Raw genomic sequence first — 12,513 nt, forward strand, 5'->3', positions numbered from 1 at the left:
CTAGGTCGTTGTTTCGTCGAGAACGTCGTCGTCCGCCGCCAGGTGGGCGGTGTCGCTCCAGCCCACAAGGCTGAAGCCTTCGGGCGTCCACAGCATGCGGTTGATGGCCGCATTGCCGAGTTGCCAGGTGCGCGGCGCCTGCAGTTCCTGGCGGGTGGCGGCGCGGTAGAGCACGTCCATCACGCCGCCGTGCGCCACCAGCACCACCAGCCGTCCCGGGTGGCGCGCGGCCAGTTTCGATGCGATGCGCGTCACCCGCTCGCGAAAGGCCAGCAGGCTCTCGCCGCCTTCGGGCTCGAACTCGGGGTCGCGCTCGCGCCAGCGTTTCGCCTGCTCGGGCAGGGTGGCCTCGATCTCCGCGAAGCTCATGCCCTCGAAGTGGCCGAAGGCGCGCTCGCGCAGGCCGGGCTCGGGCTGCACCGTGAGGCCGTGGGGCTTTGCAATTTCCTGCGCGGTTTGCCAGGCGCGCGACAGGTCGCTCGCGTAGATCACGCCGATGTCTTCGTCCGCCAGCGCGTGCCCCACGCGCCGGGCCTGCCACAGGCCCGTGGCGTTGAGCCCGATGTCGAGCTGGCCTTGAATGCGCGTGTCGACGTTCCAGGCGGTTTCGCCATGGCGAACGGCAATCAAACGGGTAATTTCTTCCATCCGGCGGGATTCTAGAAGCGCGTCATTTCTTTGCCGTGGGCAGCTCGATGTTCACCCGGCGCTCGCCCTGCGGCGGATTCGGAAACCCTTGGAGCGCGGCATCGAACATCACCGGCAAGATGGCCGCGCTCGCGTTGTACGGCCCGTCGTTGCGGGCCCGCGTTTCATAGACCACGCGGTTCGAGCCGATGTCGCGCAGCACGATGCTCACTTCGCGCTCGTACCAGGGGTTGGCCGCCGGCGGCATGAAGGCCGGGCCGCCGTACCAGCCGCCGCCATACCAGCGGCGGGCGTAGCCGTGGTAACCATAGCCGCCATAACCTCCATAACCCCACGGGCCGTCGAAGAGCCATGGGTCCGCCCACGGCGAAAGGCCGGCCGTCACGCGCGCGCCGATTTGCGCACTGTAGGTCGGGCGGGCATCGTCGCGGCGCAGGCCCACCTTTTCGAGCGCCGCGGCGGCCATTGCTTCCAGAGATTCCTGCCGTGCGGCGTCGGCCTGCTGCGAAGGCAGGCGTTCGAAGCGGTAGGTGGCGCCCGATGGCATCGTGGGCAGCGAAGAAAAGCTCTTCACATCGCTGTCCACCACCCAGGAGGTGGCGCAGCCGCTCAGCGTTGCTGCCAAAAAGAGAGCAAAGAACGCGCGTTTCATGAGGGTCTCCGGGCCGCGTGGCCCAAAATTCCCCTGGCTTGCCGGTTCAGCCCTGAAGAATGCGCAGGGCTGCGGGTGCCTGGGAGAGCAAGTCGAAAGAGGGCGCGTCGAAGGCCTTGTCGCCGTCTTCGTCGGCCACGCCCGTCGCTTTCAGACCCTTGAAGTCGTGCCGCGTTCCGTCGAGCAGGTGCGAAGGCACCACGTTCTGCAGCGCGGTGAACATGTTTTCCACGCGGCCGGGGTACTTCTTGTCCCACTCGCGCAGCATTTCGCCGACCTGCTTGCGCTGCAGGTTTTCCTGGCTGCCGCACAGGGTGCACGGAATGATCGGGAATTCGCGGTGCTGCGCCCAGCGCACCAGGTCTTTCTCGGCCACGTAGGCGAGGGGACGGATGACGATGTGCTTGCCGTCGTCGCTCACCAGCTTGGGCGGCATGCTCTTGAGCTTGCCCGCGAAGAACATGTTGAGGAAGAAGGTCTGCAGCATGTCGTCGCGGTGGTGGCCGAGTGCCACCTTGGTGGCACCGAGTTCGTCCGCCACGCGGTACAGGATGCCGCGGCGCAGGCGGCTGCACAGGCCGCAGGTCGTCTTGCCCTCCGGAATCACGCGCTTGACGATGCTGTAGGTGTCCTGGTTCTCGATGTGAAAGGCGACGCCGAGCTCGCTCAGGTACTTGGGCAGCACTTCTTCCGGAAAGCCGGGCTGCTTCTGGTCGAGGTTCACCGCGACGATGTCGAAGTGGATCGGCGCCCGTGCCTTCAGCTTGAGCAGGATGTCCAGCATGGCGTAGCTGTCCTTCCCGCCCGAGACGCACACCATGACCTTGTCGCCCTCTTCGATCATGTTGTAGTCGACGATGGCGCGGCCGACCTCGCGGCACAGGCGCTTTTCGAGCTTGTGGGTTTCGCGCTCGATCTTCAGGGAATTGGTGGCGGCGCCGGCGACGGGCGCCTCGTCGATCCAGACGGCGTTCATTGGTGGGCTACTTCAGGCAAAATGAGGGGAAGACCCCCGATTTTGCCTCGGATCACCATTCCCCGGCTTCGATGCGGATAGCCACCTCGCAGTCGTCGAAGATTTCGAGCTTGGCAATCTTCACCCGCACGCCGCGCACGCCGGGCAGCTGCAGCAGCCGCTGCGCGAGCTTGCCGATCAGGCTTTCGAGCAGGTTCACATGCTCGGCAGTGCACTCGTCGATGATGATGCGGCGCACCTTGCGGTAGTCCAGCACATGAAAGATGTCGTCGTCCTGCGGCAGCAGCGGCTGCGGGCCGAGGTTGAGCTCGGCATCGACCAGGATCGGTTGGGGCGCCCGCTTTTCCTGCTCGAGGATGCCCAGGTTGGCGTCGAAGCGCAGCCCCTGGAGGGTGAGTGTCTGGTGGCCGTGCGGTATGGAAGACATGGTGTTGTGGTGCTCACATGAGCGAGAAATCGCGCTCGAATCTCATCAGGTGCTGGCCGCCGTCCACCAGCAGCGTAGTGCCGGTGATCGAGTTGTTTTCCAGCGCAAATTTCACGGTGGCCACCACGTCGGCCGGCGTGGAAGAGCGGCCCAGCGGCGACAGCTTGTGCAACTGGGCAAACTTTTCGTCGTCCAGCATGTGGCTCGAAAGCGTAAGGCCGGGCGCCACGCCGACCACCCGCACGCGCGGCGCCAAAGCCAGCGCCAGCATGGGCGTGGCGGCTTCCAGCGCGGCCTTGGAGAGCGTGTAGCTCAGAAAATCGGGGTTCGGGTTCCAGAGCTTCTGGTCGAGCAGGTGCACCACCGCGCCTTGCGCATCGCGCAGCGCCAGGTGGTCGTGCAGCGCCTGTGCCAGCAGAATGGCGGCGCCGGTGTTGCTGCGCGCATGGCGCTCCATGAGCGCATAGCTGAAGCTGGCCGCGTCGTCATGCTCGAAGAGCGCCGCACTGTGGACCACCGCATCGACCCCGCCGAAGTGCGCCGCCACCCGCGGCAGCAAGGCACGGGTGGCGCCTTCGTCGAGCAAGTCGGCCTCGAAGGCGGCCGATTTGCCCGAGAGCGCCGCGCATTCGGCCGACGTTTGCTCGGCCTCGATGCGAGAGCTGCGGTAGTGCACCGCCACCTGCCATGCCCCCGTGGCCAGCGCCAGCGCAATCTCGCGCCCCAGCCGGCGGCCCGCACCCGTGACGAGGACGGTGCGGGGGTCTGCGGAAAGCGGTGCTGTGCTCATGCGGACAGAGAAGGGAGAATCGGGGGGTGACGACAAAGACGACGAACAGTTTACCCATCGCCCTCGATGCCCTGATCGCCCGCGCCGTGGAACGCGCCGGCGGCTGGATCGGGTTCGACCGCTTCATGGCGCTGGCCCTGTATGCGCCGGGGCTGGGCTACTACGCCAACACCTCGGCCAAGTTCGGCCACATGCCGTCTTCGGGCAGCGACTTCGTGACCGCGCCCGAACTCACGCCCATGTTCGGCCAGGCGCTTGCCGCGCAGGTGGCCGAGGCGCTGCAGAAGACCGACACCGACACGGTCTGGGAATTCGGCGCCGGCTCCGGCGCCCTGGCGGTGCAGCTGCTGCATGCCCTCGACGAAATGGGTCGCACCGACGTGCGCTACCGCATCGTCGATCTTTCAGGCACCTTGCGCGAGCGCCAGCAGCAGGCCCTGGTGCGCTATGCGGACCGAGTCGAATGGCTCGCCGAATTGCCCGAATCGATGCAGGGCGTGGTGATCGGCAACGAGGTGCTCGACGCGATGCCGGTGCAACTGCTGGCGCGCGTGGGCGGCCGATGGTTCGAGCGCGGCATCGTGCGCGATGCGCAAGGTTCCGGCTGGACCTGGGCCGACCGCGAGACCGCACTGCGGCCGCCGCTCGAGGTGCCGGGCGAGCACGACTACCTCACCGAGATCCATCATCAGGCCGAGGCGTTCGTCGCGACCTTGGCTGACCGTCTGGTGAAGGGCGCGGCCTTTTTATCGACTACGGCTTTCCGGAGCGCGAGTACTACCACCCGCAGCGCCACATGGGAACGGTGATGTGCCACCGCGCGCACCAGGCCGACGGCGATCCGCTGTCCGACGTGGGCTACAAGGACATCACTGCGCACGTCAACTTCACGGGCATTGCGCTTGCGGGGCAAGAGGCGGGGCTCGAAGTGCTGGGCTATACCAGCCAGGCGCGGTTTCTGCTGAACTGCGGGTTGCTGGCGAGGATGGAGCAGGGCTCTGCCGCGGAGAGGGGAATGGCGGCTCGGCTCATTCATGAGCATGAGATGGGGAGCTGTTCAAGGTGGTCGGGTTTGCAGTGGGGGAGGCTTGGGAGGCGATGGGGTTTGTGGAGGGGGATCGGAGTCATACGCTCTGACTCTGCTGGCTTGGTTTTGATTCCGAGGCCGGGTCTCGCCCCGGCGGGCGACCTACTTTTCTTTGCTTCGCCAAAGAAACGTAGGCAAAAGAAAGGCGACCCCACTGTCTGCGACCCCTGCGCTTCGCTACGGGGCAACCTGCGGTGCTCGGGTTTCGCGGGGTCTCGCAGAACTCGCTTCGCTCAAACAGCTGCGAGCCCTGATCCGCGAAACCCTCCGCTCCTCGGCGCATACAGAGGGGCTTGGAAACCGAACGGGCCTTTGCTTCGCTCGGCCACAAGCCACCGCGGCGCTGCGCGCCGCGGTGGTTGGCATTGAGTTGGTCTGCCGACTGTTGGTATTGGCTGTTGGGGCCGAGCGAGAGCGAAGGCCGCCCGCTCCCACCCCTTCTGTATGCGCCGAGGAGCGCAGATGGAGGCGGGATCAGGGCCGCAGCTGTTTGAGCGAAGCGAGTTCTGCGGACCCCCGCCGGAGTCGAGCACCGCAGGTTGCCCGTAGCAAGCGCAGGGGACGCAGACAGTAGGGGTCGCCTTTCTTTGGTCACTCTCTTTGGCGAAAGAACGTGACTCGCCTGCCGGCGCTACGCCCTGTCGTGGAAATGGCATCTTTGAAATCGACAAAAGCGGGCCATTTATTGCACGCGTGATTTCCATCACGCATGTCGCCACAATTTAAAAGATTTCTGAAATTTGTAAATTTCTCGTGCCAAGTGATGACTCTTGGCACTTGATGTGCTGCCCTTTAAAAACTAAGCTCTTATGCAAGCGCGTCCAAATTGCAATACTTATCGGGAGATTTTGTGAAAAGAATGATCATGTGTGGACTCGGGTTTTCTTTTGTTCTGTTGACGGCCTGCGGTACGGTGGGAGGGAACTCGTCCATAGAAAATGCGACAACTCAATCGCTGAGCCAGTCTTTGAAAACTGGAGTGACTACGACCGATGACGTCAAGAGATTGTTCGGCAACCCCGACTATGTAAAAGACTCCAACGACGGATCTGCGTATTGGAATTACGGAGGAGGGAGAAATAGTCAGAAAAATGCTATTGCCGGTTTGGCGGGCATCCCTTATTTGTCAAAACTCGATGACATCAATACTGCATCCGGTGCCAAGAGAAAATCCCTGTCGCTTTATTTTAATTCGAATAAAAAACTGAGAAGCTATTCCTTGAGCTCAAGTTAGAAGTTTTTTGTGCATAAGGCAATCCGGGCTGGATGGCCACGGGCGGACATTCCCCGACGCATCATTAGGTAGCGGATGTGCCGCCGGATAGCGAATCCGACGGGCTAAGTCGTAAGCTGGAAATCTTTGCCGACCAGCACCTCGCTTGGGAAAGTGCGTACAAGGCCAGACCGCAAAACGCTGTTCGTTAGCGAGCATTTCACACCGTGATCGTTCGCTTGCCGCAGCACGAATAGCCTGTTGGTGGCCGAACTGTTTGCGCACAGCGCGAAGCCCGGGTTTGTATACAGTCATCAGTAGGGTCGCCGCACGACCTTGGTGGTCCGGGCCAAACCCCTCGTTGCAGCCGGCATGTACAACCACTTGCGCCGCCGCCATCGGATCACCATCGATGGGAGGCAAACAAACTCAACTCAAAAATAAGCTACCAACAAAGAGTTCGTTTGAGAAAGCATCCCCCAAACCTACATTGGCGGGATGAGCTCCAAGCCCGATCCCACCCGGCAGCACTTCGAAGTCCGCCCCTTCAACGCCCCCGTAGGCGCCGAAATCATCGGGCTCGACATCTCCAAGCCCATCAGCGCTGAAGATTTCAAGCGCATCCACCAAGCGCACCTCGACCATCACGTCCTGGTCTTCCGCAACCAACAAATCACCCCCCAAGAGCACATCGATTTCAGCCGTCGCTTCGGCCCACTCGAAATCCACGTGCTGCACCAGTTCCACCTGAAGAATCACCCCGAGATCCTGATCGTTTCCAACATCAAGGAAAACGGCGAACCTATCGGCCTGGGCGATGCGGGCGTCTACTGGCACTCGGACATCTCGTACAAGCCCCAGCCGAGCCTAGGCTCCCTGCTGCATGCGCAAGAGCTGCCGAGCGAAGGTGGCGACACGCTCTTTGCCGATCAGCATCTCGCTTGGGAAGCGCTCGACCCCGAGCTGCAGCAGCGCATCCTGCCGCTCAAGGCCGAGCACAGCTATCTCGCCAAGTACGAAGAGTTGCGCGCCAAGAACCCGTGGCGCCCCAAGCTCTCGCAGGCGCAGATCGACCAGGTCGCCCCCGCGGTGCAGCCGGTGGTGCGCACGCACCCGGAAACGGGCCGCAAGGCGCTGTTCGTCAGCGAGCATTTCACGACACGCATCGTCGGCCTCCCGCAGGAAGAAAGCGACGCACTGCTGGCCGAGCTGTTCGCGCACAGCGTGAAGCCCGAGTTCGTGTATCGCCACCAATGGGCGCCGCACGATCTGGTGTTCTGGGACAACCGCTCGCTGATGCACCTTGCGGCGGGCACGCCCGACCATCTGCGACGGCGCCTCAACCGCACCACCATCGTCGGCGACACGCCTTTCTGATCTTCTCCTGGACTCATTTCAATGAACCGATTCACACGCAAGGCCGCCGCACTCGTCACCGGCTTCGGTCTCCTCGCGGGCAGTCTTGCTGCCCATGCCGAAGGGCAGATCCGCATCGCCGAGCAATTCGGCATCGTCTACCTGCTGCTCAATGTCGCGCAGGAACAAAAGCTCATCGAGAAGCACGCCAAGGCGGCCGGTGTCGATGCCAAGGTGGAGTGGATCAAGCTTTCGGGCGGCTCGGCGGTGAATGACGCGCTGCTCTCGGGCAACATCGAGATCGCGAGTGCCGGCGTGGGCCCGCTGCTCACGCTGTGGGACCGCACCAAGGGCAAGCAGAACGTGAAGGGCGTGGCATCGCTGGGCAACTTTCCCTACTACCTGGTGAGCAACAACCCGAACGTGAAGACCATTGCAGACTTCACCGACAAGGACCGCATCGCCCTGCCGGCGGTGGGCGTCTCGGTGCAGTCGCGGGTGCTGCAGTTCGCATCGGCCAAGCTCTGGGGCGACAAGGAGTTCAACCGGCTCGACAAGATCAGCGTGGCGGTGCCGCATCCCGATGCTGCGGCGGCCATCATCAAGGGCGGCACCGAGATCACGGCGCACTTCGGCAACCCGCCATTCCAGGACCAGGAGCTCGCGGGCAATCCGAACGCGCACATCGTGCTCAACTCGTACCAGGTGCTCGGCGGCCCGGCCTCGGCGACGGTGCTCTATGCCACCGAGAAATTCCGCAGCGAGAACCCGAAGACCTACAAGGCGTTTGTCGATGCGCTCGACGAGGCGGCGAAGTTCGTCACGGCCAATCCGGAGAAAGCGGCGGACATCTACCTGAAGGTGGGCAACGCGAAGATCGACCGCGAGCTGCTGCTGAAGATCATCAAGAACCCCGAGGTGCAGTTCAAGACCACGCCGCAGAACACCTATGCGCTGGCGGAGTTCATGCACCGGGTGGGCGCGATCAAGAACAAGCCGGCTTCGGTGAAGGATTATTTCTTCGACGATGCGCAGAACGCTTCGGGGAATTGAATGAGCACGGCGAAGGCGCGATCCGGCTTTGACTCCTTCCCCCTCTGGGCGAAGGCGGGGATGGGGGCGGGCAGAACGGTGGCGACGCCAACGCCGCTTGTCCCCACCCCGGCCCTCCCCTGGGAGGGGGAGGGAAGAAGACGAGAGGCAAGCGCTCGCGCCGCTCCTCCAGGTCGACGGCGTCAGCCTCGAATACCGCACGCCCGAGCGCGTGGTGCGCGCCACCCACCGCGTGAGCTTCGACGTGCACGCCGCCGACCGTTTCGTGCTGCTCGGGCCCTCGGGTTGCGGCAAGTCCACGCTGCTGAAGGCCGTCGGCGGATTCATCCAGCCCGTCGAAGGCGAGATCCGCCTCGACGGCCGTCGCGTGGCACAGCCGGGCCCCGACCGTATCGTCGTGTTCCAGGAGTTCGACCAGCTGCCACCGTGGAAGACCGTTCAGCAGAACGTGATGTTCCCGCTGCTCGCCTCGCGCACCCTCGGCAAGAAGGAAGCGGCCGAACGCGCGCTGCATTACCTCGACAAGGTGGGCCTCGCCAAGTTCGCCGACGTGCATCCGCACCAGCTGTCGGGAGGCATGAAGCAGCGTGTGGCCATTGCGCGTGCGCTGGCGATGCAGCCGCGCGTGCTGTTGATGGACGAGCCTTTTGCCGCGCTGGATGCACTCACGCGCCGCAAGATGCAGCAGGAGCTGCTCGAGCTGTGGGACGAGGTGCGCTTCACGCTGCTTTTCGTCACGCATTCCATCGAGGAGGCGCTGGTGGTTGGCAACCGCGTGGCACTGCTGTCGCCGCACCCGGGCCGCATGCGTGCCGAATTGAACAGCCACGGCTTCTCGCTGGCCAGCCTGGGCGGCGCCGAGTTCCAGGGCACGGCGCAGCGCATTCACGACATGCTGTTCGAAGAAGAGCAGGAGCAAGGGCAAGAGCACGAAGAGGCCGCAGCATGAGCGCACTCGTTCCGCACATCCGCCCCGAGTACGAGCGCACGCTCGAGCCCTTCACCGAGGTGCCGGTCGAGCGAGCCCTGCCGCTGCCGACGCGCATCTGGGCCCAGGCCGGCGTTCGCAAGGGCCTGATCCTGATCGTCATCACGGTGCTCTGGGAGCTTGCGGCCCGATGGCAGGACAACGACCTGCTGCTGCCTACCTTCAGCGCCACGGCCCTCGCGTTGGCCGAGGGGCTGGCGAGCGGCGAACTCATCGAGAAGGTGCGCATCTCGCTGGCGGTGCTGCTGCAGGGCTACCTGGCCGGCGTGCTGCTGGCTTTTGCGCTCACCACGCTCGCGGTGTCGACGCAGATCGGGCGCGACCTGCTGGACACGCTGACTTCGATGTTCAATCCGCTGCCCGCCATTGCGCTGCTGCCGCTCGCTTTGCTGTGGTTTGGCCTCGGGCGCGGCAGCCTGGTGTTCGTGCTGATCCATTCGGTGTTGTGGCCGCTGGCGCTCAACACCTATGCGGGCTTCCAGGGCGTGCCTGAAACACTGCGGATGGCGGGGCGCAACTACGGGCTCAAGGGCTTGCGCTACGTGCTGCAGATACTGGTGCCGGCCGCCTTGCCGTCGATCCTGTCGGGGCTGAAGATCGGCTGGGCCTTTGCCTGGCGCACGCTGATCGCGGCCGAGCTGGTGTTCGGCGCCTCGTCGGGCAAGGGCGGCCTTGGCTGGTACATCTTCCAGAACCGCAACGAGCTCTACACCGACCGCGTGTTCGCGGGCCTGGCGATGGTGGTGCTGATCGGCCTGTTGGTGGAAAGCCTGGGCTTCAAGACGCTGGAGCGCCTGACGGTGCGGCGCTGGGGCCAGCAGCGCTGATCGGACGATTCAGCCGGCGCCGGGCTTCGCGCTGCCCTTGCGCAGCGTGCGCAGCTCGGCGTTCAGGAACTCCTTGGCGTCCTTCATCGAGCCATTCGGCATCTTGACCTGGTAGGCCTTGCCGGTCATTTCCGAGCGGGAAGCGCAGCGGTCGATGAAGTCTTCGGCCGTGACGATCTCGTCTTTGAAGTGGTCGAACTTGGCCCGCATGTGTTTGGCGGCATCGTCGGCGTCGTGCGCCTTGCCGTTGCGCATGAAGGTCATCGTCTTCATCTGCGAAACGCGCTGGATCAGCGTGTCGATGAGCTTCTGCTCCGACGCGGAAGGGGCGGCCTGGGCCAGTACGGCCACGGAGCCGAGCAAAAGCGCCAGCAGCGCAGTGCGCAAAAATCGAAATGAAGCCATTCAGTGGTGATCAGGGATCGAGTGGGACGGGTAGTTCGGCCCATGCTAGAGCGCCGGCCCCTGGCATGTCAAACCGGGTCCGGCTCGGGTCTAATCGCAGTTTTGGCCCGCTTCACTTCTTTCATGAGCTCCCCGACCCCCGATCTCCTGTCGATTGCCAATGCGCTGGCCGATGCGGCCGCCGCGCAATCGATGCACTATTTCCGCACGCCGCTGGACATCATCACGAAGGCGGACGAGAGCCCCGTCACGCTCGCAGACCGCGCCGCCGAAACGGCCATGCGCGAAATTCTGGCCGCCCGTGCGCAGGCGGACGGCATCTTCGGCGAAGAGCACGGCCTGGAGCGGCTCGACGCCGAACGCGTCTGGGTGCTCGACCCGATCGACGGCACGCGCAGCTTCATTACCGGCTCTCCGCTCTGGGGCACGCTGATCGGCGTGCTGCAAGGCGCCCGCGTGGTGCTCGGCATGATCGACATGCCGGTGCTGAAAGAGCGCTGGATCGGCCAGGCCGGCAAGGGCGCCACGCGCGACGGCCAGCCGGTGCATGCCAGCGGCTGCACCGACGTGGCCAAGGCCCGCATCGTCACCACCTCGCCGGACATCTTTGCGCCGGCCGACTGGCAGGCTTTCGACCGGCTGAGCCGCCAATGCGCGATGCGCCGCTTCGGCGGCGACTGCTACGGCTATGCCCAGCTTGCGGGCGGCACCATCGACCTGGTGGTGGAAACCGGGCTGCAGCCGTACGACTACCTGGGGCCGGCGGGCGTGATCGAGGCGGCGGGCGGCGTCATCACCGACTGGCAGGGCCGGCCGCTGGGGCTGGAGTCCGACGGCAGGGTTATTGCGGCCGCAACGCCCGAACTTCACCGACAAGCCATGGCCGTTCTTGCGGCCTAGACTGTTCCCATGTTCCGCTGGCTGATCGTCGTCGTCCTTGCCCTGGTGCTCATGAGCGGCCTCACGGCCTGGCTGCGCCGGTTCGGCTTCGGGCGATTGCCTGGCGACTTCGAGTTCCGCGCTTTCGGCCGCGAGTGGCAATTGCCCATCTCCAGCACCCTGGTGCTCAGCATGATCGCGGCGCTGGTGGCGCGCTTCATCTAGCGCCTTCGATGAAACAGAAACCGAAAAGAAAGAGAAGAACCACGCGATGAGAGCCTGTGTTGACATCGGCGGCACCAAGGTGGCCGTGAGCCTTTCCGCATCGAGCGATGCGCCGCTGGTCGGCCGCCGCAGCGAACCGACGGCCAAGACCGGCGACAACGACGCCGTGGCCGTGCAGATCATGCGGATGATCGAGGAGGCCTGCACCGGGCAGGGGATCGATATCGCCACGATCGACCGCGTGGGCGTCTCGTCGACCGGACCGTTCGAGCTACGGGACGGCATGGTGGAGCTGGCCACGCCCAATATCTGCGGCGGCATTGCCGGCCCGGCGCGCGGCCTGCCCAACGACTGGATGACGGCCATCATCGAAGCACCGCTGGCGCGGCGTTTCGGCAGCGTGCGGGTCGAGAACGACGCCGTGGCCGCGCTGGAGGCCGAGCGCCAGTGGGGTGCGTTGCAAGGGATGGACAACTGCGCCTACGTCACCTGGAGCACCGGTGTGGGCGTGGGCCTGTGCGTCGATGGCCGCGCGCTGCGCGGCAAGAACGGCAACGCGGGCCACGCGGGCCACAGCTTTGTGGCGGACGACGCCAGCGGCGCGCTCTGCGGCTGCGGTAATCTTGGCGACGTGGAGGCGCTGGTGGCGGGTAACTCCATTGCGCGCCGTTTCGGGCAGCCCGCGCCCGACCTGTTTGCCGCCGCTTCGGCGGGTGAGCCGCACGCCATAAGCATCGTCGATGCGCTGTGCCGCGTCACCGGACGCATGCTCTACAACCTGGTGGCGACGCTCGATCTCCAGCGCATCAGCCTGGGCGGCAGCGTGTTCTGGCACCACCGCGACTTTTTGCTGCCGCGGCTGCAGGCGCAGGTCGACGGCAAGCTGCTTCCGCTCACGCGCGGCGTGACGCTGGTGCCCGCAGGGCTCGGTGAAAAGGTCGGCGACTACGCCGCCCTGGCGCTGCTCGACTGAGAAGGTGCGAATGA

At 64.6% G+C, this 12,513-nt stretch carries 14 protein-coding genes and 1 pseudogene; 9 read left to right on the forward strand and 6 right to left on the reverse strand.

Annotated elements, in window-relative coordinates:
* From M0765_RS13275 to M0765_RS13295, 5 genes are read right to left on the reverse strand one after another with little or no spacing between them, the layout of a single operon-like run.
* Entirely contained in the window at nucleotides 1–648 is a 648-nt protein-coding gene (locus tag M0765_RS13275) for a histidine phosphatase family protein (RefSeq protein ID WP_258504082.1), read from the reverse strand.
* 22 nt (nucleotides 649–670) lie between these two features.
* Entirely contained in the window at nucleotides 671–1,300 is a 630-nt protein-coding gene (locus tag M0765_RS13280) for a membrane lipoprotein lipid attachment site-containing protein (RefSeq protein WP_258504083.1), read from the reverse strand.
* A 46-nt stretch (nucleotides 1,301–1,346) separates the two neighbouring features.
* Nucleotides 1,347–2,276: a tRNA 2-thiocytidine(32) synthetase TtcA gene (gene ttcA / locus M0765_RS13285; protein WP_258504084.1), complete on the reverse strand. Its 930-nt coding sequence runs from the start codon at nucleotides 2,274–2,276 to the stop codon at nucleotides 1,347–1,349.
* Between the two features lie 52 nt (nucleotides 2,277–2,328).
* Nucleotides 2,329–2,703, reverse strand: coding sequence for a dihydroneopterin aldolase (locus M0765_RS13290; protein ID WP_126747977.1), 375 nt, complete (start codon nucleotides 2,701–2,703; stop codon nucleotides 2,329–2,331).
* Nucleotides 2,704–2,716: 13 nt separating this feature from the next.
* Nucleotides 2,717–3,493 (reverse strand): SDR family oxidoreductase, encoded by a 777-nt coding sequence (locus M0765_RS13295; protein ID WP_258504085.1) that lies wholly within the window; start codon nucleotides 3,491–3,493, stop codon nucleotides 2,717–2,719.
* A 26-nt stretch (nucleotides 3,494–3,519) separates the two neighbouring features.
* Here M0765_RS13295 and M0765_RS13300 point away from each other — a divergent pair.
* The 6 genes and pseudogenes from M0765_RS13300 to M0765_RS13325 all read left to right on the forward strand — a co-directional run bounded on the left by M0765_RS13300 (nucleotide 3,520) and on the right by M0765_RS13325 (nucleotide 10,017).
* Nucleotides 3,520–4,630: pseudogene (locus M0765_RS13300) on the forward strand (class I SAM-dependent methyltransferase).
* A gap of 800 nt (nucleotides 4,631–5,430) precedes the next feature.
* Entirely contained in the window at nucleotides 5,431–5,814 is a 384-nt protein-coding gene (locus tag M0765_RS13305; protein WP_258504086.1) for an outer membrane protein assembly factor BamE, read from the forward strand.
* Nucleotides 5,815–6,291: 477 nt separating this feature from the next.
* Nucleotides 6,292–7,170 carry a TauD/TfdA dioxygenase family protein gene (locus tag M0765_RS13310; RefSeq protein WP_258504087.1) on the forward strand — a complete coding sequence of 293 codons (879 nt, stop codon included), beginning with the start codon at nucleotides 6,292–6,294 and terminating at the stop codon, nucleotides 7,168–7,170.
* Between the two features lie 21 nt (nucleotides 7,171–7,191).
* Nucleotides 7,192–8,202 (forward strand): ABC transporter substrate-binding protein, encoded by a 1,011-nt coding sequence (locus tag M0765_RS13315; RefSeq protein WP_258504088.1) that lies wholly within the window; start codon nucleotides 7,192–7,194, stop codon nucleotides 8,200–8,202.
* Between the two features lie 97 nt (nucleotides 8,203–8,299).
* Nucleotides 8,300–9,151 (forward strand): ABC transporter ATP-binding protein, encoded by an 852-nt coding sequence (locus M0765_RS13320; RefSeq protein ID WP_258504089.1) that lies wholly within the window; start codon nucleotides 8,300–8,302, stop codon nucleotides 9,149–9,151.
* Entirely contained in the window at nucleotides 9,148–10,017 is an 870-nt protein-coding gene (locus M0765_RS13325) for an ABC transporter permease (protein WP_258504090.1), read from the forward strand. Before M0765_RS13320 ends, M0765_RS13325 begins: the two co-directional genes overlap by 4 nt.
* 9 nt (nucleotides 10,018–10,026) lie before the next feature.
* On the opposite strand, the gene M0765_RS13330 is transcribed toward M0765_RS13325, so the two are convergent.
* Entirely contained in the window at nucleotides 10,027–10,422 is a 396-nt protein-coding gene (locus tag M0765_RS13330) for a DUF5329 domain-containing protein (RefSeq protein WP_258504091.1), read from the reverse strand.
* A gap of 123 nt (nucleotides 10,423–10,545) precedes the next feature.
* On the opposite strand from M0765_RS13330, the gene hisN reads away from it, so the two are divergent.
* From hisN to M0765_RS13345, 3 genes are read left to right on the forward strand one after another with little or no spacing between them, the layout of a single operon-like run.
* Nucleotides 10,546–11,322, forward strand: coding sequence for a histidinol-phosphatase (hisN, locus tag M0765_RS13335; RefSeq protein ID WP_258504092.1), 777 nt, complete (start codon nucleotides 10,546–10,548; stop codon nucleotides 11,320–11,322).
* 9 nt (nucleotides 11,323–11,331) lie between these two features.
* Complete coding sequence (locus M0765_RS13340) at nucleotides 11,332–11,526, forward strand: DUF2905 domain-containing protein (protein ID WP_126747984.1); 195 nt, start codon at nucleotides 11,332–11,334, stop codon at nucleotides 11,524–11,526.
* Between the two features lie 46 nt (nucleotides 11,527–11,572).
* Complete coding sequence (locus M0765_RS13345) at nucleotides 11,573–12,499, forward strand: ROK family protein (RefSeq protein WP_258504093.1); 927 nt, start codon at nucleotides 11,573–11,575, stop codon at nucleotides 12,497–12,499.
* Nucleotides 12,500–12,513 lie beyond the last annotated feature (14 nt).

This window comes from Variovorax sp. S12S4 (genome assembly GCF_023195515.1).
Lineage (GTDB): Bacteria > Pseudomonadota > Gammaproteobacteria > Burkholderiales > Burkholderiaceae_C > Variovorax.

What these genes read in the sequence shown, in the direction of transcription:
- M0765_RS13340 (WP_126747984.1), top strand. Translation starts at nt 11,332, where the DNA reads ATGTTCCGCTGGCTGATCGTCGTCGTCCTTGCCCTGGTGCTCATGAGC.
- M0765_RS13290 (WP_126747977.1), bottom strand. Translation starts at nt 2,703, where the DNA reads ATGTCTTCCATACCGCACGGCCACCAGACACTCACCCTCCAGGGGCTG.
- ttcA (WP_258504084.1), bottom strand. Translation starts at nt 2,276, where the DNA reads ATGAACGCCGTCTGGATCGACGAGGCGCCCGTCGCCGGCGCCGCCACC.
- M0765_RS13280 (WP_258504083.1), bottom strand. Translation starts at nt 1,300, where the DNA reads ATGAAACGCGCGTTCTTTGCTCTCTTTTTGGCAGCAACGCTGAGCGGC.
- M0765_RS13275 (WP_258504082.1), bottom strand. Translation starts at nt 648, where the DNA reads ATGGAAGAAATTACCCGTTTGATTGCCGTTCGCCATGGCGAAACCGCC.
- M0765_RS13310 (WP_258504087.1), top strand. Translation starts at nt 6,292, where the DNA reads ATGAGCTCCAAGCCCGATCCCACCCGGCAGCACTTCGAAGTCCGCCCC.
- M0765_RS13345 (WP_258504093.1), top strand. Translation starts at nt 11,573, where the DNA reads ATGAGAGCCTGTGTTGACATCGGCGGCACCAAGGTGGCCGTGAGCCTT.
- M0765_RS13330 (WP_258504091.1), bottom strand. Translation starts at nt 10,422, where the DNA reads ATGGCTTCATTTCGATTTTTGCGCACTGCGCTGCTGGCGCTTTTGCTC.
- M0765_RS13315 (WP_258504088.1), top strand. Translation starts at nt 7,192, where the DNA reads ATGAACCGATTCACACGCAAGGCCGCCGCACTCGTCACCGGCTTCGGT.
- M0765_RS13295 (WP_258504085.1), bottom strand. Translation starts at nt 3,493, where the DNA reads ATGAGCACAGCACCGCTTTCCGCAGACCCCCGCACCGTCCTCGTCACG.
- hisN (WP_258504092.1), top strand. Translation starts at nt 10,546, where the DNA reads ATGAGCTCCCCGACCCCCGATCTCCTGTCGATTGCCAATGCGCTGGCC.
- M0765_RS13325 (WP_258504090.1), top strand. Translation starts at nt 9,148, where the DNA reads ATGAGCGCACTCGTTCCGCACATCCGCCCCGAGTACGAGCGCACGCTC.